At 57.1% G+C, this 22,942-nt stretch carries 13 protein-coding genes; 12 read left to right on the forward strand and 1 reads right to left on the reverse strand.

Annotated elements, in window-relative coordinates:
• Positions 1-51 precede the first annotated feature (51 nt).
• The 8 genes from HB393_RS21445 (at position 52) to HB393_RS21480 (ending at position 17,603) form a co-directional block, all read left to right on the forward strand.
• A complete protein-coding gene (locus HB393_RS21445) occupies positions 52-1,548 on the forward strand; it encodes a UDP-N-acetylmuramoyl-L-alanyl-D-glutamate--2,6-diaminopimelate ligase (protein ID WP_213807248.1) in 1,497 nt (498 codons plus the stop codon).
• Positions 1,549-1,618: 70 nt separating this feature from the next.
• On the forward strand, positions 1,619-2,998 hold the full coding sequence (gene murF / locus HB393_RS21450) for a UDP-N-acetylmuramoyl-tripeptide--D-alanyl-D-alanine ligase (protein WP_213807249.1): 1,380 nt from the start codon (positions 1,619-1,621) through the stop codon (positions 2,996-2,998).
• Positions 2,999-3,149: 151 nt separating this feature from the next.
• The gene (gene mraY / locus HB393_RS21455) at positions 3,150-4,286 is read left to right on the forward strand and encodes a phospho-N-acetylmuramoyl-pentapeptide-transferase (protein WP_213807250.1); all 1,137 of its coding nucleotides are present in this window, start codon (positions 3,150-3,152) and stop codon (positions 4,284-4,286) included.
• A gap of 36 nt (positions 4,287-4,322) precedes the next feature.
• Positions 4,323-5,675, forward strand: coding sequence for a UDP-N-acetylmuramoyl-L-alanine--D-glutamate ligase (murD, locus tag HB393_RS21460; RefSeq protein WP_213807251.1), 1,353 nt, complete (start codon positions 4,323-4,325; stop codon positions 5,673-5,675).
• Between the two features lie 119 nt (positions 5,676-5,794).
• The gene (ftsW, locus tag HB393_RS21465) at positions 5,795-6,889 is read left to right on the forward strand and encodes a putative lipid II flippase FtsW (RefSeq protein WP_213807252.1); all 1,095 of its coding nucleotides are present in this window, start codon (positions 5,795-5,797) and stop codon (positions 6,887-6,889) included.
• A 37-nt stretch (positions 6,890-6,926) separates the two neighbouring features.
• A complete protein-coding gene (gene murG, locus HB393_RS21470; RefSeq protein WP_213807253.1) occupies positions 6,927-8,003 on the forward strand; it encodes an undecaprenyldiphospho-muramoylpentapeptide beta-N-acetylglucosaminyltransferase in 1,077 nt (358 codons plus the stop codon).
• 769 nt (positions 8,004-8,772) lie between these two features.
• Positions 8,773-8,910, forward strand: coding sequence for a hypothetical protein (locus tag HB393_RS21475; RefSeq protein WP_213807254.1), 138 nt, complete (start codon positions 8,773-8,775; stop codon positions 8,908-8,910).
• 701 nt (positions 8,911-9,611) lie between these two features.
• Positions 9,612-17,603, forward strand: coding sequence for a beta-1,3-glucanase family protein (locus HB393_RS21480; protein WP_213807255.1), 7,992 nt, complete (start codon positions 9,612-9,614; stop codon positions 17,601-17,603).
• 144 nt (positions 17,604-17,747) lie between these two features.
• Here the strand turns inward: HB393_RS21480 and HB393_RS21485 are convergent, their stop codons facing one another.
• Entirely contained in the window at positions 17,748-18,089 is a 342-nt protein-coding gene (locus tag HB393_RS21485) for an antibiotic biosynthesis monooxygenase (protein ID WP_255551468.1), read from the reverse strand.
• Between the two features lie 188 nt (positions 18,090-18,277).
• Here HB393_RS21485 and HB393_RS25565 point away from each other — a divergent pair, with 188 nt between their 5' ends.
• From HB393_RS25565 to HB393_RS21505, 4 genes are all read left to right on the forward strand, one after another.
• Entirely contained in the window at positions 18,278-18,883 is a 606-nt protein-coding gene (locus tag HB393_RS25565; RefSeq protein WP_213807256.1) for a methylated-DNA--[protein]-cysteine S-methyltransferase, read from the forward strand.
• Positions 18,880-19,647 carry a 2OG-Fe(II) oxygenase gene (locus HB393_RS21495; protein ID WP_213807257.1) on the forward strand — a complete coding sequence of 256 codons (768 nt, stop codon included), beginning with the start codon at positions 18,880-18,882 and terminating at the stop codon, positions 19,645-19,647. The genes HB393_RS25565 and HB393_RS21495 overlap by 4 nt, the downstream gene beginning before the upstream one ends.
• Positions 19,648-19,655: 8 nt before the next feature.
• Entirely contained in the window at positions 19,656-20,309 is a 654-nt protein-coding gene (gene alkB / locus HB393_RS21500; RefSeq protein ID WP_213807258.1) for a DNA oxidative demethylase AlkB, read from the forward strand.
• 129 nt (positions 20,310-20,438) lie between these two features.
• Entirely contained in the window at positions 20,439-22,382 is a 1,944-nt protein-coding gene (locus tag HB393_RS21505) for a right-handed parallel beta-helix repeat-containing protein (RefSeq protein ID WP_213807259.1), read from the forward strand.
• The last annotated feature ends 560 nt before the right edge of the window (positions 22,383-22,942 follow it).

Here is a 22,942-nt window from a genome sequence, read left to right on the forward strand (position 1 = left end):
AGGCTCAAGGTCCATCGGGCTAGTGCAGTTTTGGGGGCTTAGAATCGAGCTATGCGGTGGATGGATGCAATGGCGCGGGTGTCGGTGGCGGAGTTCGCTTCGGCTGGGGGGTTGGTCGAGGTTGGTGGGGTGGAGTATGACTCCAGGCGCGTAAAGCGCGGCGATGTATTTGTCGCGATGAGGGGTGGCGTTGCGGACGGGAATCGATATATAGAGTCGGCGATTGCGCAGGGTGCGGCTGCAATCGTGACGGATTCGCGTGAGGCGTATGACGTACTGCGGCTGATGCATCCTGAGGTGGGAGCGGCTCTGGTGGAGCGGGGAAGGCGAGCGCTCGCGGAGGTGAGTGCAGCGATACTGGGCCATCCGGAGAGGAAGCTGGCTCTGAGTGCGGTTACGGGGACGAATGGCAAGACGACGACGGCTTTGCTGTTGGAACAGATGTTGCGGAGCGTCGGGCGGCAGTGCGTGCTGATTGGGACGATCGAGACGCATGTGGGGGATGAGGTGAGGGACTCGGAGCATACGACTCCGGAGGCTTCGGACACGTTGCGGGTGTTTGCGGACGGTGTGAAAGTAGGAGCGACGGAGGCGGTGATGGAGATGTCCAGCCACGCGCTGGAGCAGGAGAGGGTGTGGGGTTTGCCGGTGGATGTTGCGATATTTACGAACCTCACGCAGGATCATCTGGACTATCACGGGACGATGGAGGCTTATCTTGCCGCGAAGTTGAGGTTGTTTGAGGGGGAGGGAGCGCCGGCTCCTCGGGTGGCGGTGGTGAATGCCGATGACGCTGTTGGTGAGGCTGTGATTCGAATCGCGGGGCGGTCGAATGTGATGACGTACGGGTTGGCCGGTGGAGACTATCGGGCAGAAGATGTTGTGCTGGCAGCCGGGGAGACGAGGTTTTTGTTCAAGACGCCCAAGGGAGATCTGGCGATACATTCTCCTTTGACGGGACGGGTGAACGTGTACAACTTGTTGGCCGCCTCTTGTGCTGCGCTGGCCAGGGGATTGGCGTTAGAGCAGGTTGCGGCTGCAACAGAGGGTTTGAGGCAGGTGCCTGGCCGGTTTCAGGTTGTGCCATCGAGGAACGGTGTGACGGTGGTGGTGGACTATGCGCATACCGACGATGCGTTGCGGAATCTGATTACGCTGGCGCGGGAGTTGGTGAAGGAGCAGCGTGGAAGGGTGATCACGCTCTTTGGGTGTGGCGGGGACCGGGACCGGACGAAGAGGCCGCGGATGGGACGGGCTGCAGGCGAGGGCAGCGATCTGGTGGTGCTGACCAGCGACAATCCGCGGAGCGAGGAGCCCGCTGCAATCCTCGACGAAGCCTTGGTCGGGGTGAAGGAGACCGGGACGGAGTGCATCGTAGAGGAGGATCGGGCAACCGCGATTGCGACCGCGATTCGGGCGGCGAAGGCGGGGGATATCGTTTTGATTGCAGGCAAGGGACATGAGAAGGTGCAGATCTTGAAGGGCGGGACGGTACCGTTCGATGACGTGGCGGTGGCGGCTGGGGTCTTGGCGGAGCTTGAAAGGTAAGACACGGCGTAGCGGTGATTCAAGAGATTCAAGGCTGATAAGAGCGAGCGCTCTTTGGAGATGAGATTCGGTGAAATTGACATTGGGTTTGGTTGCGGATTGGATTCACGCGGATGGGGAGTTCGATACGACTGCCGAGGCAGTCGGGTATTCGATCGATTCGAGGACGATCGGGGCTGGCGAGCTGTTCTTCGCGGTGACGGGAGAGCGGCTGGATGGTCACGAGTATGTTGCAGCCGCGCTCGCGAATGGCGCGGTAGCGGCGGTGGTAGGCAATCAATGGGTGGTTCCGTCGGAGGTGGATGAGACCAAGCTGCTCAAGGTCGCCGAGGGCCCGGATTGTGTCCTGTGCGCGTTGCAGACGTTGGCACATGCGGTCCGTCGGAGCTGGGGGAAGAGAGTGATTGGGGTTACGGGATCGGCAGGCAAGACCACCACGAAGGATGCCGTGGCGCAGGTCCTGGGGGCGCGGTTCAAGGTGTTGAAGTCGGCGGGGAACCTGAACAATGGGTTTGGGTTGCCGCTGCAACTGCTGCGTTTGGAGGCGGAGCATGAGGTCGCCGTGATCGAGATGGGGATGAATCATGCGGGCGAAATCGCGGCGCTGGCGAAGATCGCGGAGCCGGACTGGGGCGTGGTGTCGAACGTGGCGCCGGTGCATGTGGAGTTCTTTGCGAATGGAGTGGAAGGGATTGCAGCTGCGAAGTATGAGTTGATCGCGTCGCTGCCGAACGACGGTATTGCCATACTGAATGGCGATGATGAATGGGTGAAGGGGTTTGGGCGGGACATGGGGGACCGTGCGGTGCTGTATGGGACGGGGCCAGGAGCCGAGGTGCGCGCGGAGAATGTAATGGAGGTGGGAGTTGCCGGGATGGAGTTTGATGTCGTGGTGAAGGGGGAGCGGGCTCCTGTGAAGTTGCGTCTGCTGGGGCGTCACAATGTGCTCAACGCTCTGGCGGCGATTGCAGTGGGGGTGCGGAGTGGGATGGACTTGAGTGAGTGTGCAGCGGCGGTTGGGGAGTTGCACGCAGGGGACAAGCGGGGCGAGATTTTGGAGTGGCGGGGGGCCACACTGATCAACGATTGTTACAATTCGAACCCGCGGGCGTTGGACGCGATGATGGATGCGTTGATGGCGGTGCCGGCGAAGCGTCATGTCGTGGTTGCCGGGGAGATGTTGGAGCTGGGGGATGCTGCTGCGGAGTTGCATGCGGAGTGCGGGCGGCGGATGGCCGAACGGGGGGTCTCCGTGGTGGTAGGGGTGCGGGGAGCCGCGGAGCGGTTGGTGGAGGCGGCGAGGCAGGGTGGGGTTACAGCGGTATTTGTGGAGGGGCCGGAGGCTGCCGGGGCGTGGCTCGTGGAGAATCTGCGGGAGGGCGATGCGGTGCTGCTTAAGGCCTCGCGTGGGGTGCGTTTGGAGCGGGCGCTGGCGGCCTTGCCCATTTAGGCGAATGCGGCTTGGTTCGCGGTGGAAAATGTTGGGTGGATACGGCAGACGTCCCTGTTAAGATAGCGGGTAGCTTGTGACCGGGGGTTAGCGGTTCGCAGGCCTATCCCTCATATGACGTGATCGACTCTAAGTCGAGGGCGGAGACGTCTTGCTCTATTGGTTGCTGTACCAGAAGCTGTTCCCCTACTTTCGCCTCTTTCGTATCTTCCGCTACCTGACGTTTCGCACGGTATTTGCGAGCCTGACGGCGCTGCTGATCGGTTTGTTGATCGGGCCGTATGTGATCGATAAGCTGCGGGAGTTCCAGATCGGCCAGTACATCCGCGAGGAAGGGCCGCAGAGCCATCAGAAGAAGAGCGGAACGCCGACCATGGGCGGGGTGCTGATCTGCATCTCCATCCTGATTCCGACGTTGTTGTGGGCGGATCTTTCGAATCCGTTTGTGTGGGTGGTGATGTTGTCGACGCTGGCGTTCGGTGCGATCGGGTTCGCAGACGACTATATCAAGGTGGTGCATCGGAGAAATAAGGGACTTACAGGCCGGCAGAAGCTTGCGTTGCAGTTCATTGCCAGTGCCGGGGTTGCGGTGGCTCTGCTAAAGATGGAGGTGCGGGGTGGGTACTCGACGCGGCTGATGGTGCCTTTTGCAAAGCGCTTCCGGCCAGATTTGGTGTGGGAGTGGATGGGGCATATTCCGCACATGCACTGGCTGGAGTACCTTCCCTTCGTGGTATTCGTGATGATCGTGATTGCGGGTTCCAGCAATGCGGTGAATCTTACGGACGGCCTGGATGGGCTGGCGATTGGCTGCACGATTATTGCTGCCGGCGCGCTGACGGTACTGACGTATGTGAGTGGTCATGTGGTGTTCAGCGACTATCTTGAATTGCAGCGCATGCCGATGGTGAGCGAACTGACGGTGTACTGCGGGGCGATGGTGGGGGCGAGTATCGGCTTCCTTTGGTACAACGCGCATCCGGCCGAAGTGTTTATGGGAGATGTGGGGTCGCTAGCGCTAGGAGGTGCGATTGGGACGGTCGCGGTCGTGATCAAGCAGGAGTTGCTGCTGCCGTTTATCGGTGGCGTGTTTATTCTTGAGGCGTTGAGCGTGATGTTGCAGGTGGGGAGTTATAAGCTGCGGAACGGGAAGAGGATCTTCAAGATGGCTCCGCTGCATCACCATTTTGAATTGATGGGGTGGAGCGAGAGCAAGGTGATCGCGCGGTTCTGGATTCTGGCGCTCGTGTTTGCCTTGTTTGCGCTGACTACTTTGAAGCTGCGTTAAGACGCTTTACCAATCATGACCGGATCGAGGTAGCCGATGGATTTGAAGAATAAGCGGGTGTTGGTAGTGGGGTTGGGGAAGAGTGGGATCTCGGCTGCGCATTTTTTGCGGGAGCAGGGGGCTCGGGTGACGGTGAGCGATTCGCGGGATGCTGTGGCGCTCGCAGGGGAGATTCCGGCGCTGTTGGAGGCCGGCATCATGGTGGAGACGGGAGGACATGGGCTGCTGACGTTTCGGCGGTCGGATCTGATCGTGGTGTCTCCTGGTGTGCCGATGGATACGCCGGAGTTGAAGCAGGTGATCGCGTTTGGGCTGCCAGTGATTGGGGAGTTGGAGTTGGCCTCGCGGTATCTGAAGGGCAAGATCGTTGCGATTACGGGGTCGAATGGGAAGACGACCACGACGACTCTGGTGGGAGAGATTCTGAAGGCAGCAGGTCTGCCGACGCTGGTGGGTGGGAACATCGGGTTGCCGGTGATCGACCTGGTGGAGAAGAGCTCGGATGAGTCGGTGAGCGTATTGGAGGTCTCGAGCTTCCAGTTGGAGACGGTTGAGAAGTTTCATCCATGGATATCGGTAGTGCTGAACATTACTCCGGATCATTTGGATCGGCATGGAAGCTTCGAGAACTATGCGGCAGCGAAGGCGCGGATTACGGAGCGGCAAGGGTCGGGAGACTTTCTGGTGCTGAATGCGGAGGATAAGGCCACGCAGATGGTCGCGGGAAAGACGAACGCTCAGGTGTTCTGGTTCAGTGCGCGGAGACCGATCAAGCAAGGGGCGTTCGTACATGGGGAGAGCGTGCTGTTCCTGCCAAAGGAGGGTGGGAAGGCGGAGCCGATTATGCCGGTGAGTGAGATTCCCCTGAAGGGCGCGCACAATGTGGAGAATGTGCTGGCTGCGGTGTGTGTTGCGCGGCTCGCGGGAGTTTCTGCCGAGGTGATACGGAAGGCTGTGGCGCAGTTCAAGGCAGTGGAACATCGGCTGGAGTTTGTAGCGAGTGTTGCGGGAGTGGATTACTACAACGACTCGAAGGCGACCAATGTGGACGCGACGATGAAGGCTGTGGCGTCGTTCGATGGGGGAATTCACCTGATTCTGGGTGGGAAGGACAAGGACTCGGACTATGGGCAGATGGCAGAGCTGCTGCGGGAGCGAGTCAAGGCTGTTTACACCATTGGTTCAGCGGCTGAAAAGATTGAGCACCAACTGCGGGGAGTCGTGAAGATGAAGTCAGCGGGAACGATGCAGGTGGCTGTGCAGGATGCGGCTGAGTCTGCGGTTCCAGGCGATGTGGTCCTGTTGGCTCCAGCGTGTTCGAGCTTCGACCAGTTTGAGAACTATGAGCATCGCGGACGTGTGTTCCGCGAGATCGTTGCGGCTCTGTAAGTGAAGCTGATTCCTCGCTTCGCTACGGAGTGGCAAAGCAAGCTATGGATGACAAAGGCACGCTAAGGAACGGCAAAAAGTAAGCTACGAATGGCAAAGAGACAAGGATGAGGTAAGGAATGGCGAAGAGAGTCGGGGTGGACAAGTGGCTCTTCGGCATCGTGTTACTGCTGGTGCTGTTTGGGCTGGTCATGGTGTTTTCGGCTTCGGCGGTGATGGCGAAGGCGACACTTGGCTCTCCGTATAGTTATGTCGCGAAGCAAGCATTGTGGGTGTTGCTCGGACTCATCGCGATGGCAATTTTGATGCAGGTGGACTATCGCAAATACAACAATCAGAAGTTCGTCTCTTCAGCCATGGTGGTTGAGCTTCTGCTGCTTCTAGCTGTATTTGCAATGCCGGGTTCGCATCACACGCACCGGTGGATCCGGTTTGGGGGGCTGTTCACCTTTCAACCGTCGGAGATTGCTAAGCCAGTCCTTATCTTGTATCTCGCGTACTTCCTGCAGAGCAGAATTCATCTGATGGACGATCTGACAGGTACTGTGTTGAAGGCCGTAGCGCTGCCGGCTGTACTGACTGTTCTGATCGCGGCTGAGCCGGATTTAGGAACTGCGATCGTATGTGTCGCGGTTACTGTGTTGATGCTTTACCTGGCGGGGGCGAAGGTGTGGCATCTATCGATTCCACTGATGGCAGCGACGCCGGCGCTGGCTTATATGCTTCTGATGGTCCCGTGGCGATTGGCCAGGATACGTGTGTTCCTGAACCCTGAGGCCGATCCGCGGGGAGCGGGATTCCACATCCTACAGTCGCTGATTGCAGTGGGAACAGGTGGACTGCGAGGACTGGGGTTGATGGAAGGCAGGCAAAAGCTGTTCTATCTGCCGGAGCCGCACACGGATTTCATCTTCGCGAATGTGTGCGAGGAGTTGGGATTGCTCGGGGCGATATGCGTTGTGGCGCTCTTTGTGGCGCTGGGTTACAGAGGCTTACGGGCTGCGGTGCTTTCGACCGATCCGTTTGCGCGGTTTCTGGCATTCGGTCTCACTACGGCGATTCTGGTCCAGGCGTTCTTCAACATGAGTGTTGTCTTGGCGCTGCTGCCGACGAAGGGAATTCCGCTGCCGTTGATCTCCTCCGGCGGGACGAGCGTGTTTATTACGCTAGCGGGAATGGGTGTGTTGTTGAATGTGACGCGTGAGATCGATTAAGGTCCAAGGTCCAGAGAGTGGGCGGGGGAGTTTCGGGTTGCGGGTTTTGATTGCTGGTGGCGGGACTGGTGGGCATGTGATTCCGGCGCTGGCGATTGCGCGGGAGTTGCGGGATGCGTATGGGGCCGAGGTGCGGTTTGTGGGGACCGCTCGGGGGCTGGAGACGCGGCTGGTGCCGGAGGCGGGGTTTCCGCTGGAGTTGATCCGCGTGGGGCAGTTGAAGAATGTTTCTTTGATGACGCGGGTCAGGACCTTGTTCGATCTGCCGTTGGGGGTGGGGCGGTGTGTGGGGCTGCTCAGAGGCTTCCGGCCGGATGTGGTCGTGGGAGTGGGAGGGTATGCTTCGGGGCCGGCGATGATGGCTGCGATTTTGTTGCGGGTTCCGACGCTGGCGTTTGAGCCGAATGCTGTGCCTGGGCTGGCAAATCGGCTGGTTGGGCGGTGGGTTGATGCCGCGGCGGTGAACTTCGATGAGACGAGGCGGTACTTTCGTGGGGCTCGGGTGACAGGGACTCCTGTGCGGGCGGAGTTTTTTTCGATTGCTCCGCGGGGGGCGGGGGAGGCGAAGCGGCTGCTGGTGTTTGGGGCCAGCCAAGGGGCTCGGGTCTTCAATGAACTGATTCCGAGGATTGCGGAGCGGGTGCTGGAGAGGTTTCCAGGACTTCAGATCGTGCACCAGACGGGAGGGCGGCATGGGGAGTCGACTCGGGCGACGTATGAGCGGCTGGGTGTGGTCTCGGAGAGGATACGGGTTACGCCGTATCTGGACGATATGCCGGAGCAGTTCGGTGCGGCGGATCTGATCCTCTGCCGGAGCGGTGCGAGCACGATGGCGGAGTTGGCGGCTGCGGGAAGGGCGGCGGTGCTGGTGCCGTTTCCGCAGGCTGCGGACGATCACCAGAGGAAGAATGCGGATGTGTTTGTGGCGGCTGGTGCTGCGGAGATGATTGTCGAGGCGGAGTTGAACGAGGAGCGGTTGCTGGCTGCCCTGGTGGATCTGCTGGGGGACGATGCCAGGCGGATGGAGATGGGGCAGAGGGCGTTGGCGTTGGCTCATCCGGGGGCGGTGGTGGAGATTGGTTCCATGGTGGCGGAGTTAGGCTCCGGGCGGTGACGGTAGCCCGTCTGTATATAGAGACGGCGTAGTGACCCCCCCCCCGGTAAATTGAGGCAAATTCTTGGTTGGAGATGGCTTAGCTTGGGAGTTCGGTGAAGCCAGCTTGATTCAGTTGGCGAGACCTGCCTTGCTGGTCTTTTCCTCCGCTTGTATGCCGGACGAATGAAATTTAAAAAGACCTGTGGTGCTGCCGCACTGAGCGGACTCTCGATGAACTTACTTCTACTTCTATTTTACGGAGTGGACCAAAACTAAAGTGCCACTTGTATCTCGATGAGTAGAAGAAGGTTAGGTTGATTTGGCCCTTGACAAGGTGTTTTGCTGGAGATTTTAGGGGTAGGGAATGTAAGGGCTTGGTCAGATTGGAGTTTGGCTGATCGTCGCCCACGAATGTAGAGAGGGTTCGCTCTTTCTGTTTTCGTTCGGGAAGATGACTCGTTGTCCTAATAAGAACGTTCAGGCCAATGAAAATATGCAGATTCCCATAGCCAGGTTGTCCGCGAAGATGTGGCGAGCTTATATGCTTGCGGACGCGGTCGGTGTAGGAACTGAACTCATGACAAGGGATAGAAGCTAGCTTAAAGATCTTCTGACGCCCATGATTGCCTATTCTAATACGTTTCATTATGGGTTACATATTCCGGCTGCCGCCAGCATTCCTTCTCTCAGGTAACGAAACGGGCAAAAGCCTACATGCGAATTTGCAATAATGATCCCCGGACAAATCCGAACCCCTGTCCTATTTCAAGAACTAAGGAGCATCTTTATGTCTATCCAGCAGAGCCCAGCATTGTTTTTGTCCACGGCTTATGGGCCGATGGTTCATGCTATGGGTAGATTGTCTCGAGACGATTTTCCCAAGGCGGCGGCGGAAAAAATACGTCGCCGCACTAAAGAAGATTGAAGTCGTGCCGATGTAGAGAACGATAGAAGATCGAAGGCACCACGCCTAGCGACAAAGCTACCACTGTGTTCGAGTACGCTCCCTGCCCGCCACCTCATTCTCCCGTGGGATTCATCAGTAGTTCCTAAGTACGTAAGAAATTGATAAAGATAATCCACTACCGTCAGCATCGGCCGACGAGTACGCGCGTGAGTGTCACGATTTCCTTTTTGGGAAGATTCGATATCTTGACTCTCTTTGACTCCACATTCATACCCACCGTTCAGTAGATATGTTTGAATGACAGACGCTGACTCCGAGATTTGCGGATGTGATCTGCAAAAAAGATCGGAATAAACAACAGAGCACGGTGTCTCACGGTGTCTATTGATCGGAACACCAAACAAGTCTTTCTGAACTACATTTTCTTCCTCACCATGTAGTCGCCGCATTGCTACGAATGCCGTTCGCTGGATGCTGTCATAAATCCGGCGACTCGCGCATCAGTGTGGAAGTAGCCCCTTGAACTATTTATCTATTTTGCAGAGTCAATTGAAAGGAAATTGATGAAATTCCCTCGCACGAAGGCAGCAACGCTGGTACTTTTTCTCGATACTTTCCTCATCACGCTGCTGTCTTCCTGTTTCGCTCAAGCTATTCGTAAGTTTCGATCAAGATTCGGCCCAATTGATTTAGCCGCACGACTCTTGACGGGTGGCAGGATGCAGACGCGTATCGCGATGCTCTTGTTGCTGTTTGCGGCGCTTTGCACGAGCGGCGTGCGAGCGCAGCAGGTGGAGACGTCGCTGCCGCTCTCGCAACGATTTACGATCAATCTGGCGGCGGGCGTTCCGGAGTATGTCGCCAACGCGGCCTCAAACTCCAACGCGCCGCAGAGCCAATGGTGGTTCGAGAATACGAAGAACTCGCCCACGTATTCGAGCCAAGGTTTCTCGGAGAGCTCCGATCCCGCGTGGCACCAGGTCGGGCTTCCTTATGAAGCGAACATGTCGCGCACCTTCATCAATCAGACCTCCGGTGGTGGCCAGGGGTCTTTGAACGGACAGAATAACTGGTACCGTCTGCACTTCAAGGTGGATTCGAAGTATGCGGGGCAGAAGTTCCTGCTCAATCTCGAAGGTTCGCACACGGCCGTTCAGGTCTTTATCAACGGCAATTTATTGGTCGGCATCAGCGCCGTTCCTGCGAATAAGCAGGCGACCCATGTGATGGGTTTCGTACCCGTGGTTCTCGACCTGACGCCGTATGTGCATGCCGACGGCGTCACGGACAATGTGATTGCGGTTGATGTCTCCAGAGGGGATTCGTGGTTCGAGCAGCCTGGCTTCGGCGGGGCCTTTCGTTTCGGCCAGGCGATGGCTGGATTGTTCCGCAACGTCTTTTTATATGTAACCAATCCGGTTCATATCCCGGTCAACGTGTACTCCAACCAGAAGACCTGGGGCACTTACGCCGGAACAGTATCGGAAGTTGCCGCTGCTGAAGGGACCGCGACCGCGGCCTCGGCGGTGGTTGAGGTGCAGACCAACGTTCTCAACGAGACCAAGACGGCACAGCAAGTTACCTTGACGACGCAGATTGTGGATGCGAGCGGAAAAGTAGTGGTAACTGCTCCACCGATTACTCAATCGGTGCCGCCCATGACGCCGGACACCTTTCCTTCAACACCGGCGCCGATGTTCCAGCAACAGATTACAGTTCCGAATCCGACGTTGTGGTACCCGGCTGGCTCGATCTATGGGAAGCCGTATATGTACAAGGTCTACCATATCGTCAGTGTGGATGGCGTGGTGGTGGACTCGGCACAGACCCCGCTTGGGATCCGCACGATTACCTGGGATGCTAATTTTCCTTACTTCAATGGTCATGCAACGTATCTATGGGGCGCCGGGCAGCGCTACGATCGTCCGGGGCTGGGATCTGCTGTTCCCGATGAACCGCAGTGGCGCGATATCGCTCAGTTAGCCGCCGCGGGTGGCAATGTCCTGCGGCCAGGCCACTCGACGAGTAGCGAAGAGCTTGTCGAGGCGGGAGATGCCTACGGCGTCATGATCATCCAGCCAAGTGGGGACGGAGAGGGCTCCTTCACCAATCCTTCGGTGGACGATAGTACGTTGAAGGAGGAGCTGCATCGCGACATGATTATCCGCGATCGCAGCCATCCTTCGATTGTTTATTGGGAAGAGGATAACGGCGGGAACAATCTGAATCTCGCAACGGACCTCGCAAATATAGGAACTTCGTGGGATAATATCAACCCGCGGAAGCAGGCCTCTCGTGCGTATAAGCCGGAGTTTGCCTTCATCGACGAATGCGATGGAGCTGGCTGCGAGGTCGGAAACAAGCAGCAAAATCCTAATAATCCGGCGTTTGGAGCTGAGTATTGGGACAATGTAGGAACAGGACGCGGGTTGGCGTGGGACAACGAACTCGCTTTCGCGGCTCCTTACTTGAACGATTGGCGCAAGGGAAGAGTGGCGAACACCTTTGGCATGGCGCAGTGGTATGCCGACGATTCGCCGGGTGAGGTCAGTCTCTACTCGGAGTATCAGAATAATCCTGCGATGGTGAACTTTGTCCGCTCGCTGGGTTACTCGCTGGCGGATATGAACCGGTTCCCCAGGCTGATCTATTACATCTATCAGGCGAACTGGCTGCCCTATGCTGTCCAGCCGGTGGTTCACTTAGGACATCACTGGAATCGTGCTTACGAGTACACCCCTGGCACTCCGATTCAGGAGAATGCCTTCAGCAACTGTCCTGGGGTTCGCCTGTTGATCAATGGCGTTGCCAAAGATCCGGTTACGGGAGCGGCGCTTGCGGACCAGATCCCCAATCCATGGGACGTCAACTCCAGTACGGATTTGACCCAGAACAGCACGGTTATCCCTGGCCAGGTTCACTGGATGGTGAACTGGGCTCCAGGGACTGTAACTGCGGCTTGTCTGGATACCAACGGCAATGTGGTTTCGGGTGTGAGCGATAGCAAGACGACGGCTGGGGCCGAGAACAAGATCGTTCTTAGCGTCGTTCCGGAGCTGACGAAGCCGGATGGCAGCAGCTTCCAATGGACTTCGAATGGCTCCGACGCGGCTTTTGTCATCGCTCAGGTGCAGGACGCGCAGGGTAATCTCGTGCCTACTGCGGCGGACAACGTTACCTTCTCTGTGAGTGGCCCGGCCAGCTATGTGGGCGGCAGTGAGCAACTGGTGGCCGACCCCTCCTGGACGAACTACTACGAGGATGCGTTCTCCAAGGCACACAGCACCGATATTCAAGGCGTGCCCTTTGCCTTCTTCCACGGACCACTGGATCCGGAGCTGAACTTCGAGGGTGGATTGACCCAGATCGCCCTGCGCAGTACGTTCATTCCCGGAACTGTGACGGTGACTGCAACGGCGCCGGGGCTTGTAGGCGGAAGCGTTCAGCTTACTTCTGTGGTGCCTCCGGCTCCACCTCAATCGCAGCCACCAGCGATCATCGTGCCACCGGTGGACACGGCGGTAACGGCTGGTTTCCCTGCAACGTTTACTGTTGCGGCCAGTGGATCGGGAACGCTCACCTACCAATGGAGTGTGGCTGGAAGCGAAGTCAATGGAGCGACGGGCACTACCTTCACGACGCCGGCAACTACTCTTGCGGAGAGCGGCGAGAGTGTCAAAGTTACCGTCAAGAGCGAATTTGGCGAAGTGACGTCAACGCCCGTTACGCTTACCGTGGACGCGCCGGCCAAGGTGGCCATCACCGCGCAACCTGTCTCGCAGACTGTTGTTGTCGGACAGACGGCGACCTTGACGGTGGCTGCAACTGGTTCGCCCCAACTCAACTACCAGTGGTTTGAGAATGGCGCGCAGGTGGCATCCGGCCCTCTGCCGAGCTACACCACGCCGGTTCTTACGGCCTCTGGAACTGCCACTTTCTATGTGATCGTGAGCAATCCGCTTGGTCCGCTGCAATCATCAACGGCAACGCTCACTATCAATGCTCCTGTGCCGGTGAGTATCACCACTCCGCCTGCGGGAGAGATCGTTGCGGTCAACCAGCCCGTGCAGTTTACCGCCGTGGTGGCCGGTTCCTCGCCTTACACTTACCAGTGGCAATTTACTCCGGCGGGCGGCTCTACGACTGTCCTGGTGAGTAACACGCAGACCTCCAACACCATCACCTACACGATTCCGGCCATGAGTGCTGCCAATGTCGGCGCGTACACGGTGATGGTCAACAATGCTGCACAAGCTCCCGTCACGAGTGCTGCCGCACAACTGACGCTTGCGCCTCCAGGGGTGAATCTGGCTCTGGATAAGGTCGCGACTTCCAGCAGCAACCAGAGCAATTGCAACGATGGAACTACGAGCCCGCCTTTCACGGGTACGGGCTGCCTTGGGCCGGAGAATGCTGTTGATGGCAACGTCAGCGGTACTCGTTGGGGATCGAAGACGGCGGGTGCGCCACCTACGCCCGCAGTCGCAGGTGTCGATCCTTCGTGGCTGCAGGTGGATCTGGGTTCGGTGCAGTCCTTCAATACGGTAGTCATCAATTGGGAGAATGCATCTGCCGCGCAGTATCAAATTCAGTACACGAACGATGATCCTGCGACTAACCCAACCTGGAAGCTGGCGATCGCCAAGAACAATGGCGCGGGCGGTACGGAGACCCTCAACTTTGACACCGTTCAAGGCCGCTATGTCCGGATGCTCGGCACACTGCGTAGCACTCAGTATGGGTATTCGATCTATGAGTTCCAGGTCTACAACATTCCGCAATGCGGCGGTGCGGGGGAGCGCTTTAGCTTCGATCCGTCCAATCCGACGCTGGTAGCTGACAATCTGCTTGGCCTGGCCTGGACTCACACCATCGCGACTGACACGACCCCAGGTTCGCAGTTCACTGGGGTGGATGCCGTGAAATATTGCCAGAGCCTCAATATGCGAATTCCTACTGAGGTCGAGGCGCTTGGCATCAGTGGAAACAACAATGCAACCTGTGCCTTCCCGGGAGCCTGGAGCACATGGACGTCAACCATCGATCCGAACGATCCGAACGAGACTGCGATCGTGAACTTCGATGGCACGACGTCCTGGAACGTAACGAATAACTTCCCCGGCGCGACGCTGTGCGTTTCGGGCGCATCCGAGGCTCAGGCTCCTGTCATCCAAACGCCGCCACAGCCCGCGACGGTGAACGTTGGACAAGCAGCGACATTCAGTGTGGTTGCTACCGGCAAGCCTGCGCCAAGCTATCAGTGGTTCAAGGGCACAGCCCCAATCGACGGTGCGACGGCAGATACCTACATTACGCCGCCGACTGTTTCTACCGACGACGGTACGTCTTTCAGCGTATTGATCTCGAATCCCAGCGGTAATATCACCGGCGGACCTGTTGTCCTTACCGTGACCAATAATCCCACTGGAGGTGGAGGCACGGGCGGTGGCGGTGGTACGGGCGGCGGAGGTACGAATCCTCCTCCTCCTGCCTGCGGCAATGCCACAGCTTGTACCGGCAATGGCAGCGGCCCGGCTCCGGCTGGTCCTAACCTGGCGCTTGGCAAGACGGCGACGTCCAGCTTGGACGAGAGCCTCTCCTTCCCGCCGAAGAGTGGTGTGGATGGAGATCTCAACACACGCTGGTCCTCGGCCTTCGAGAACGACGAGTGGTTCCAGGTGGATCTCGGCTCGGTTCAATCCATCGGACAGATCCTCATCCGGTGGCAGAGCTCGTACGGACGTACTTACCTGATCCAGACCTCCAACGATGGAAAGGCGTGGGCCACGACGTCCACGCAAACTAATGGACTGGGAGGTGTCGATAACCTCACCTTCCCGACTGTGAATGCACGTTATGTGCGCATGCAGGGTCAAACACGCTCGACACAGTACGGTTATTCGTTCTGGGAGTTTGAGGTGTACGGGCCGGTTGCGCCGACGATCGTAACTCAACCTGTCGACCAGAGCGTACTTGCCGGCGCCACCGCGCAGTTCACGGTCGTGGCTAGTGGCACTGGGCCGTTCGCTTACCAGTGGCTTCGCAATGGATTTAATATCTCCGGCGCGACGAGTGCCACCTATACGACGCCGGTGCTCTCGGTGGCGGATAGCGGCAGCTTGTTCAGCGTCATGGTGAGCTTCGCCAACAGTTCGGCTTCGGTGACTTCTTCGAATGCTTTGCTGACGGTTACGCAACCTGCTCCTGATCCCACGGTCGGTATCGCAAACCTGGCGTTGGGCAAGCCAGTAACCTCCAGTGGCAACGAGAACGACGGCGTTGGTCCGTTCAATGCCGTGGACGGGGATCTTACCTCGCGTTGGTCGTCCGCCTTTACAGACAACCAGTGGCTCGAGGTGGATCTCGGCTCTCCGATGATCATGAACAAGGTGGTGATCTACTGGCAAGCTGCGTACGGCAAGTCCTACCAGATCCAGGTCTCTGATGATGAACAGACCTGGACGACGGTTGCCTCGCAGACCGCAGGCAAGGGAGGAGTGGAGACCCTTCCCTTCGCTAGCGTTGTCCATCGCTATATCCGTCTGTTGGGCATCACCAGGGCTACGGCGTATGGCTACTCGCTCTTCGAGTTCCAGGTCTACGGCGCGAATGTCCCGGCGATCGTCACACAACCAGTCAGTCAGGCGGTGAATAGCGGCAGCACTGCGACGTTCAATGCCGTGGCTACTGGAGATGGCTCCTTCCAATATCAGTGGAAGCGAAATGGTGTCGCTATACCGAACGCCACCACGACCAGCTACACCACGCCTCCAGTTACATCAGCAGACAGCGGCAGCTCCTTCATCCTCGCCGTTACGAATAAGAACGGCACTACAAACTCAGCCAATGCGACGTTGACGGTCAACTCCAGTGCGCCTACGGGCACCAACCTTGCACTGAATCAGCCGGCAACTTCAAGTGGTAACGAGAATGCCGGCCTTGGGGCGCTCAATGCGGTCGATGGAAATACAACCACACGCTGGTCCTCGGCCTTCGTAGATGCCTCCTGGTTGCAGGTCGACCTTGGTGGACCGAAGACGATCAGCCAGGTTGTGATCCAATGGCAGAACTCCTACGGCAAGGCCTACCAGATCCAGGTCTCGAATGACCAACAGACCTGGACGACCGTCTACACCCAACCCGCCGGCAAAGGTGGAGTGGAAAATATTACCTTCACTCCTGCCAGCGGACGCTACATTCGTATGCTGGGAATCACTCGCTCGTCGGCCTACGGATACTCGATCTATGAGTTCCAGGTCTACGGGACAGGGAGTAGTGGGAGTGGGCCAACCATCACGACAGAACCTGCAAACCAGACTGCGAATGTCGGAGGCACTGCGACCTTCGCGGTGGTTGCAGGCGGCACAGGTCCTTTCACCTACCAGTGGCTGAAGGGCAAGACTCCTATTACGGGAGCCACTTCGGCCAGCTATACCACTCCGGTTCTCGTCGCGACTGACAACGGCAATCAGTACAGCGTCACTGTTGGCAATGCGAACGCGACCGTCAATTCAACCCCCGCGACTCTTACGGTCAACAACTCCGGCTCGGGCTACCAGATATATCCAGGCTTCATTGGAGTCGATCTGAACAACAACACCAAGGGAGTGTGTCCGGATAACCAGGTCTATGTCACGGTCATCGGAATAGATCCTGCCAACAAGAACTTTGCCTATCTGACTCCAGACGGGACGATCGTTGACTTCACTATCAACGATAGCTCCGCCGCCGGTCATCTCACCAAGAACGGCAAGGGCTATGGCAATTACTCCTTCACACTGGCACAGAGCAAGCTGTTGAAGATTCCTACGTTCAACTCGGCCCGTGCCTATATCTCGTTCGGCGAACCGCTATACATTCAGGTGAATGCTGACAGTACGGGGAAGGTAACGGGCTGGGCGGGTCCAAACCCACAGAACGGCACCGATCCCAACCTCAACATTCACTTCGACTGGTATGAGTTCAACAACGACAACGGCATCTTCATCAACACCACACAGGTCGATGAGTTCGGTCTACCTCTGACGCTCGACGTCTGGGGGGCGGGAGGTACCTTCCACCAGCAGGTGGGTATCACCGAGTCTGTCGCCCAACTCGATAGTGAGTTCGCCAGTGAGGTGCCGGCGCAGTTCCAACCACCGACGATGTCCAACCTTCGTATTCTCTCGCCAGGCAAGCTCTCCATGGCTGCAGGCGGAGCGAATGCGAACTACTTCGATAATGTTCTTGCGAATGCGTGGGCATCTTACAGCACCACGCCGTTCACGATAACCCTCAGCGGCCGCCAGTTCACGGGGACCGCATCCGGACAGACATTGACGTTTACGGAGGTCAATCCCAGTTCGGCTCACGCGGGTGAAGTCTTCGTCGTGTCGCGGCCTTCTACCCAGGATGTACTCGGATGCGCTGGCACCATGGCTAGAGGTGTGGATGGCAGCACTCCGCAGCTCCAGGATGAAAACGGCGTGCAACTGCAGTTGGAAAACCAGATCTGCTCTGCGACTAACCGGGGTGTGCTTCCCACCCTCGCCGACTGGACTAACGTTGCGGCTTACTACAACGCAACGCCAGCCAACTTCTACTCGCAGTTCTGGCACAAGCACTCTATTGGGGGGCTTGCGTACGGTTACTCTTACGACGACAACAACAACCAGAGCACCACAATCACCACGACAAAACCGGAGCACATGGCCTTCGGCATAGGCTGGTAGTTACAACAAAGTTCATAGACTTGGTTCTAGTAATCGAATCAAGTCTATGAACTTATATAGCGATCTCCGTAGTGATTGATATGGCCTGGTCTGAGCAATCAGACCAGGCCATATCAGTTCGTGCGAAAGAATCGTGTTTCTTGTCTAAGTTGCCGATGCCTTTTGGGGTCTTTGTGCGACTACCTCGAAATGAGCGGCTCGTAAGTCATAACGAGCCAGGAGCTCCGTTATGTCAGTGGGCAAGTAACTTGCTTCGCTGTCCTCACCGACGAAGGCCTTGATCGACTCTGCTGAGTCAAACCACATTAAAGTCATGAATTCGACCTTGTCCTGAGATAAGGGTCGACGCAACACGTCGATGTGTAGAAACCCATGAATCTTCCGCGCTTCGATAGATGGAATCACCTTCGTCAGTGCGATATTTTGATATGAATCTGCCAATTCATTGGTGGCTTCGGCTCGCCATGCCCTACAAATCATTTTCATCTTCCCTTCTTTGCAATCGACAGCTTGCTGTAAGCATATTCAGCGTGATCGTCTGTGAGCAAGTCTGCGTCGATACTACTCCTGCAGCTCTCTGAAGAACGCAGTGGGCTAACGAGTTTGAAAGCAAAAGTCGGAGTGTTCCTGCGGGCGCGCTTAGCTAGAGTTACTCCAGTAGAGGGAGGAACACTATGAATAAGGCAGCGAATCTCGAACTTACAAGCGCAATCAGGAACAATCCAAATAAGCAAACCATCGTTAATCGCGATCCAATCAAGTTCCGTGTAGACGGGGCAGATGCAAAGATTTTCTTCGCGATTGGGGAGTGCTCACTGGGCTCGATTCTCGTCGCGCAGAGCGATAAGGGTGTCTGCTCCATCCTAATCGGTGATGATCCGGCGCTTCTGATGCGCGATCTTGAGGACCACTTTCCGAATGCGAACCTGATTGGCAACCAATCCGGATATGAGAGATTGGTCGCGAGGATTGTCGGCTTGATTGAGAGGCCCAGCGTTGGCCTCGATCTGCCGTTGGATATCCGTGGCACTGCATTCCAGCAGCGTGTGTGGAAGGCTTTGCAGGAGATTCCGCTGGGCTCAACTGCGACGTATGCGGCCATTGCGCAGAAGATCGGCATGCCGAAGGCGGCTCGTGCCGTTGCGCAGGCTTGTGGAGCGAATGCGTTGGCGGTGGCGATTCCTTGCCACCGAGTCATCAGGAACGACGGGACACTTTCGGGTTATCGCTGGGGAGTGGAGCGGAAGCGCGCGCTTCTGGAGATCGAGGCGCGCGCATGAGCAGCTTATTCTTGAAGGAAGAGGTTTCCATGGTCGAAGTGGGCAAGACGGTGGAAGGGAGTGCCGTCTCCCAGGTTGCGCAGTTGAATTGGCAGCGAATTGTGCAAGATCTCAACGAGCAGGGAAGCGCCGTGCTCAAAGGGGTTTTATCTTCCGATGAGTGCCGATCGTTGGCGAGCCTGTATCCGAAGGAGACGGGATTTCGCAGCCGTGTCGTGATGGCGCGTCACGGATTCGGACGTGGAGAGTACAAGTATTTTAGTTATCCGCTGCCTGAGATTATTCAGGGCTTGCGGACAGCGCTCTATCGGGAGCTGGTTCCGGTTGCGAATTCGTGGAACCAGAGTATGGGCATCGAGGTTAGGTATCCAGACGAGCATGCCGCGTTCATTCAACGTTGCCATGATGCTGGGCAGTCGCGTCCAACGCCGCTGCTTCTTCAATACGGCCCTGGCGACTATAACTGTCTCCATCAAGATCTTTATGGAGAGCATGTGTTTCCGATTCAGGTTGCCTTTCTTCTCTCCGAGCCGGGACGAGACTTCGAGGGTGGGGAGTTCGTACTTACAGAGCAACGTCCGCGCATGCAGTCTAGGCCTGAGGTTGTGCCTCTGCGCAGAGGAGATGCCGTGGCGTTTGCAGTTCATCATCGTCCGGTGCAAGGAACGCGAGGAATGTATCGCGTGAACCTGCGACATGGCGTCAGCCGGTTGCGTTCGGGGCAGCGGAATACCTTGGGCATCATCTTCCACGACGCGAGCTAGGAGCTGATATGACCGCATCGCTTTTCGAGAACATTCCAGAGCCGAGGCTTTCTAAGGAGCTTCTCGGCCCTGGAACCGCGATACTTAATGGATTTGCATTGGGCGTGGAAGGCGATCTGATTGCCGCTTTCAACGCTGTTGTCGAACGCGCACCCTTTCGCCACATGGTGACTCCAGGTGGGTTTCGTATGTCGGTTGGGATGACGAATTGTGGGGCTCTCGGGTGGATTACGGATCGGACGGGATATCGCTATGACGGGGTTGATCCCGAAAGTGGACTGCGTTGGCCGGCTATGCCTGGAGTGTTCCTGAAGCTGGCGGCGGATGCAGCGGAGGAGGCGGGCTTTGCGTCGTTCGTCCCTGATGCTTGCCTCATCAATCGCTACGAGCCGGGCGCCAAGCTATCGCTGCATCAGGATAAGAACGAACGCGACTTCGATCAGCCGATCGTGTCGGTGTCTCTCGGTCTGCCAGCGACGTTTCTGTTCGGTGGGCTGGAGAGGTCCGACAAGACGGTGCGAGTTCCGCTGGTTCATGGAGATGTCATCGTTTGGGGTGGAGTGGCGCGCCTTCGCTACCATGGGGTTAATCCTCTCAAGGAGGGCGTTCATCCGGTCTTTGGCGGTTATCGCTACAACCTGACCTTCAGAAAGGCTGGCTGAGAGGGTGGACCTTCGCCATGCTTAAGTGCGATGCGGTTTTGTTCGCGTCCAATGGATGAGTGTCTGTGGCTGATTGAGTTATCTGGCCGGAGATTCTCTTTGGAGGGTGAATGTGGAGGTGACTGCCTTTTGTTTATTTCCAAGGCGATTCCTGTAAGACTCATGCATCTGGTGATGGCTTTGTTTTTTGTTGCTGTTGCTTTGCCTGCTCAGGTTATTACTGTCTCTCCTGCTGGGCCGATCAAGACGCTGGTGGAGGCTCGGGATGCGGCGCGTACGTTGCGTCGTTCTGGTGGCACGGGGCCAATCACCATTACGATCCGTGCGGGAACGTACTTTCTTCCGGAGACGCTGACGCTTGGTCCGGAGGATAGCGACACCATCTGGGAGGCGGCGCATGGGGAGCATCCGATCATCAGCGGCGGGCGAATCGTCTCCGGCTGGAGGAAGAGCTCTGGTGCGGCTTGGGTGGCGGATGCTCCGGGGTCTTACTTCCATCAGCTCTTTATTGATGGCAGGCGCGCTGTTCGTGCACGGACGCCTAACGATGCGTTCCTTCGCTTCAAGGGAGGTGGTTCTCCCGGCAAGCCGCTGCAGTTGCACTTTCAGGGAGAGGACATCAAGCAGGAATGGGCCTCGCAGGCTGATGTTGAGGTCGTAGGCTTTATGGCGTGGAGCGATTTCCGCGCTCCGATTACGGCGGTTGATGCACGAGAGCGTTTGGCCTCGTTTGGTCCTATGCAGAGCTCTGCTAATGAAGAGAATGCGCGCTATTTTATTGAGAATGCGCCTGATGCACTCGATGCTCCGGGTGAGTGGTATCTCGACCGGTCTACGCAGCGGGTTTCTTACATTCCGCTTCGTGGCGAGAGGATGGAGCAGGTGCAGGCGATCGCAGCGGGGCTGGAGCGGCTGGTCGTGTTGCAGGGCAGGCCGGAGACTGGCGAGTTCGTGCGGAACGTTGTCTTTCGGGGGCTGACGTTTGAGCATGCGGATTGGAGTGTGGGGCCGCAAGGCTACTTCGACTTGCAGGCTGGTATGCCTGCGGTGTCGGCGATTGAGGCGGTTGGAGTGGTCAACTTTCGGGTTGAGCGATGTACGGTTGCTCACTCTGGTGGATATGGGCTCGAACTTGGGAAGGGCTCGAAACAGAATCAGGTGGTGGCGAATGAGTTCTATGACCTGGGAGCGGGAGGGGTCAAGGTCGGGACGCCGGATCTGAGTTGGAATCGCGCGGAACAGAACTCTGACAATGTGATTGCCGACAATCAGATCCACGATCTTGGCCTGGTGTATGCGGCGGGCGTGGGCATCTGGGTCTTGCAGAGTGGGCGGAATCAGATCGTCCATAATCATGTGCATGACCTTTATTACACCGCGATCTCGGTGGGGTGGACCTGGGGATATGGGCGGAATCAGTCGAAGGGGAATTTGATTGCGTTCAACGATCTGCACGCGATTGGGAAGAACATGTTGAGCGATATGGGAGGGATCTATACGCTCGGGGTGCAGCCGGGGACGATCATTCGCAATAATTTGATCCACGATGTGTCGGCGTTTACGTATGGCGGATGGGGAATCTACCTGGACGAGGGATCGAGCGAGATTCTGGCTGAAGATAATGTTGTCTACAACTGCAAGAGCGCTGGTTTTCATCAGCACTATGGGCGCGAGAATGTTCTGCGGAACAATATCTTCGCGTTCAATCGTGAACACGAGTGGATGCGTACGCGGCCGGAGCAGCATGTGTCTTTCACGCTCGAGGGCAATATCGTTGCCTTCGACGAGGGCGATGTGTTGGGCGGCGATTGGACGGGCGGAGGCTTTGTGACGCGGGGGAATCTCTACTATGCTGCGCGGGGCAGGGAGGTTCGCTTTGGGGATCAGTCTTTTGCCGCTTGGATGGCTTCAGGTCAGGATCAGGGGTCTCGGATTGCCGATCCTTTGTTTGTGGATGCCAAGAGGTTTGACCTTCGGTTGTGGCCGGAGTCGCCTGCGTTGCAGATGGGTTTTCGTCCCATTGACTTGAGTACGGTTGGTCCACGGGGTACTGCTGGGGCGGATGGATGGTAGGCGCCCTCCCCTCCTATTTTGGGCAAAGTATTCTTTCTGCTTTGGTTAGGGGTGGACCTTCGGGCCGCTTGAATTTGAAAGAGTCTTTATTGCTGCCGCCCTGGGCGGTTTTTGGTTTCTAGTTCTATTTTATTTAGGTGGGTGTAACTAAAGTGCCAGTTTTATGTCTTTGATTCTTCCTGGGTTAATGAGTTTTGGGGCTTGACATGTGATTTTGCTGGGGTTTTGGGGGGAATTAAAAAAATAATGGGCCTTCGGCGTGGCTTCTGTTGGGTGTGGATGACTGTCCCTTTTGTTGTTCCTTGTGTCGGTTTGGAGGTAGGGAGCTTCCCGGGCGTTTTTCGCTGGGCTGTGGAGAGCCCGGGGCTAAAGCCCCTTTTGTGGTGGGCTTTTTTCGTAGGGCTAAAGCCCTACGCTTAATCCGGGACGGCAAAGGCAAGCAACGGCGATAGCGGCGGCAACAGAAACGGCAAAGCAATGGGGGCCTTCGACTACAGCTCACTCGATTAGACTGCTGAGGCTTCGCTTAGAGGGCCTGGGGGATGGTTTACTTCCCACCC

Source organism: Granulicella sp. dw_53 (assembly GCF_018449545.1).
In the GTDB taxonomy this organism is placed as follows: domain Bacteria; phylum Acidobacteriota; class Terriglobia; order Terriglobales; family Acidobacteriaceae; genus Edaphobacter.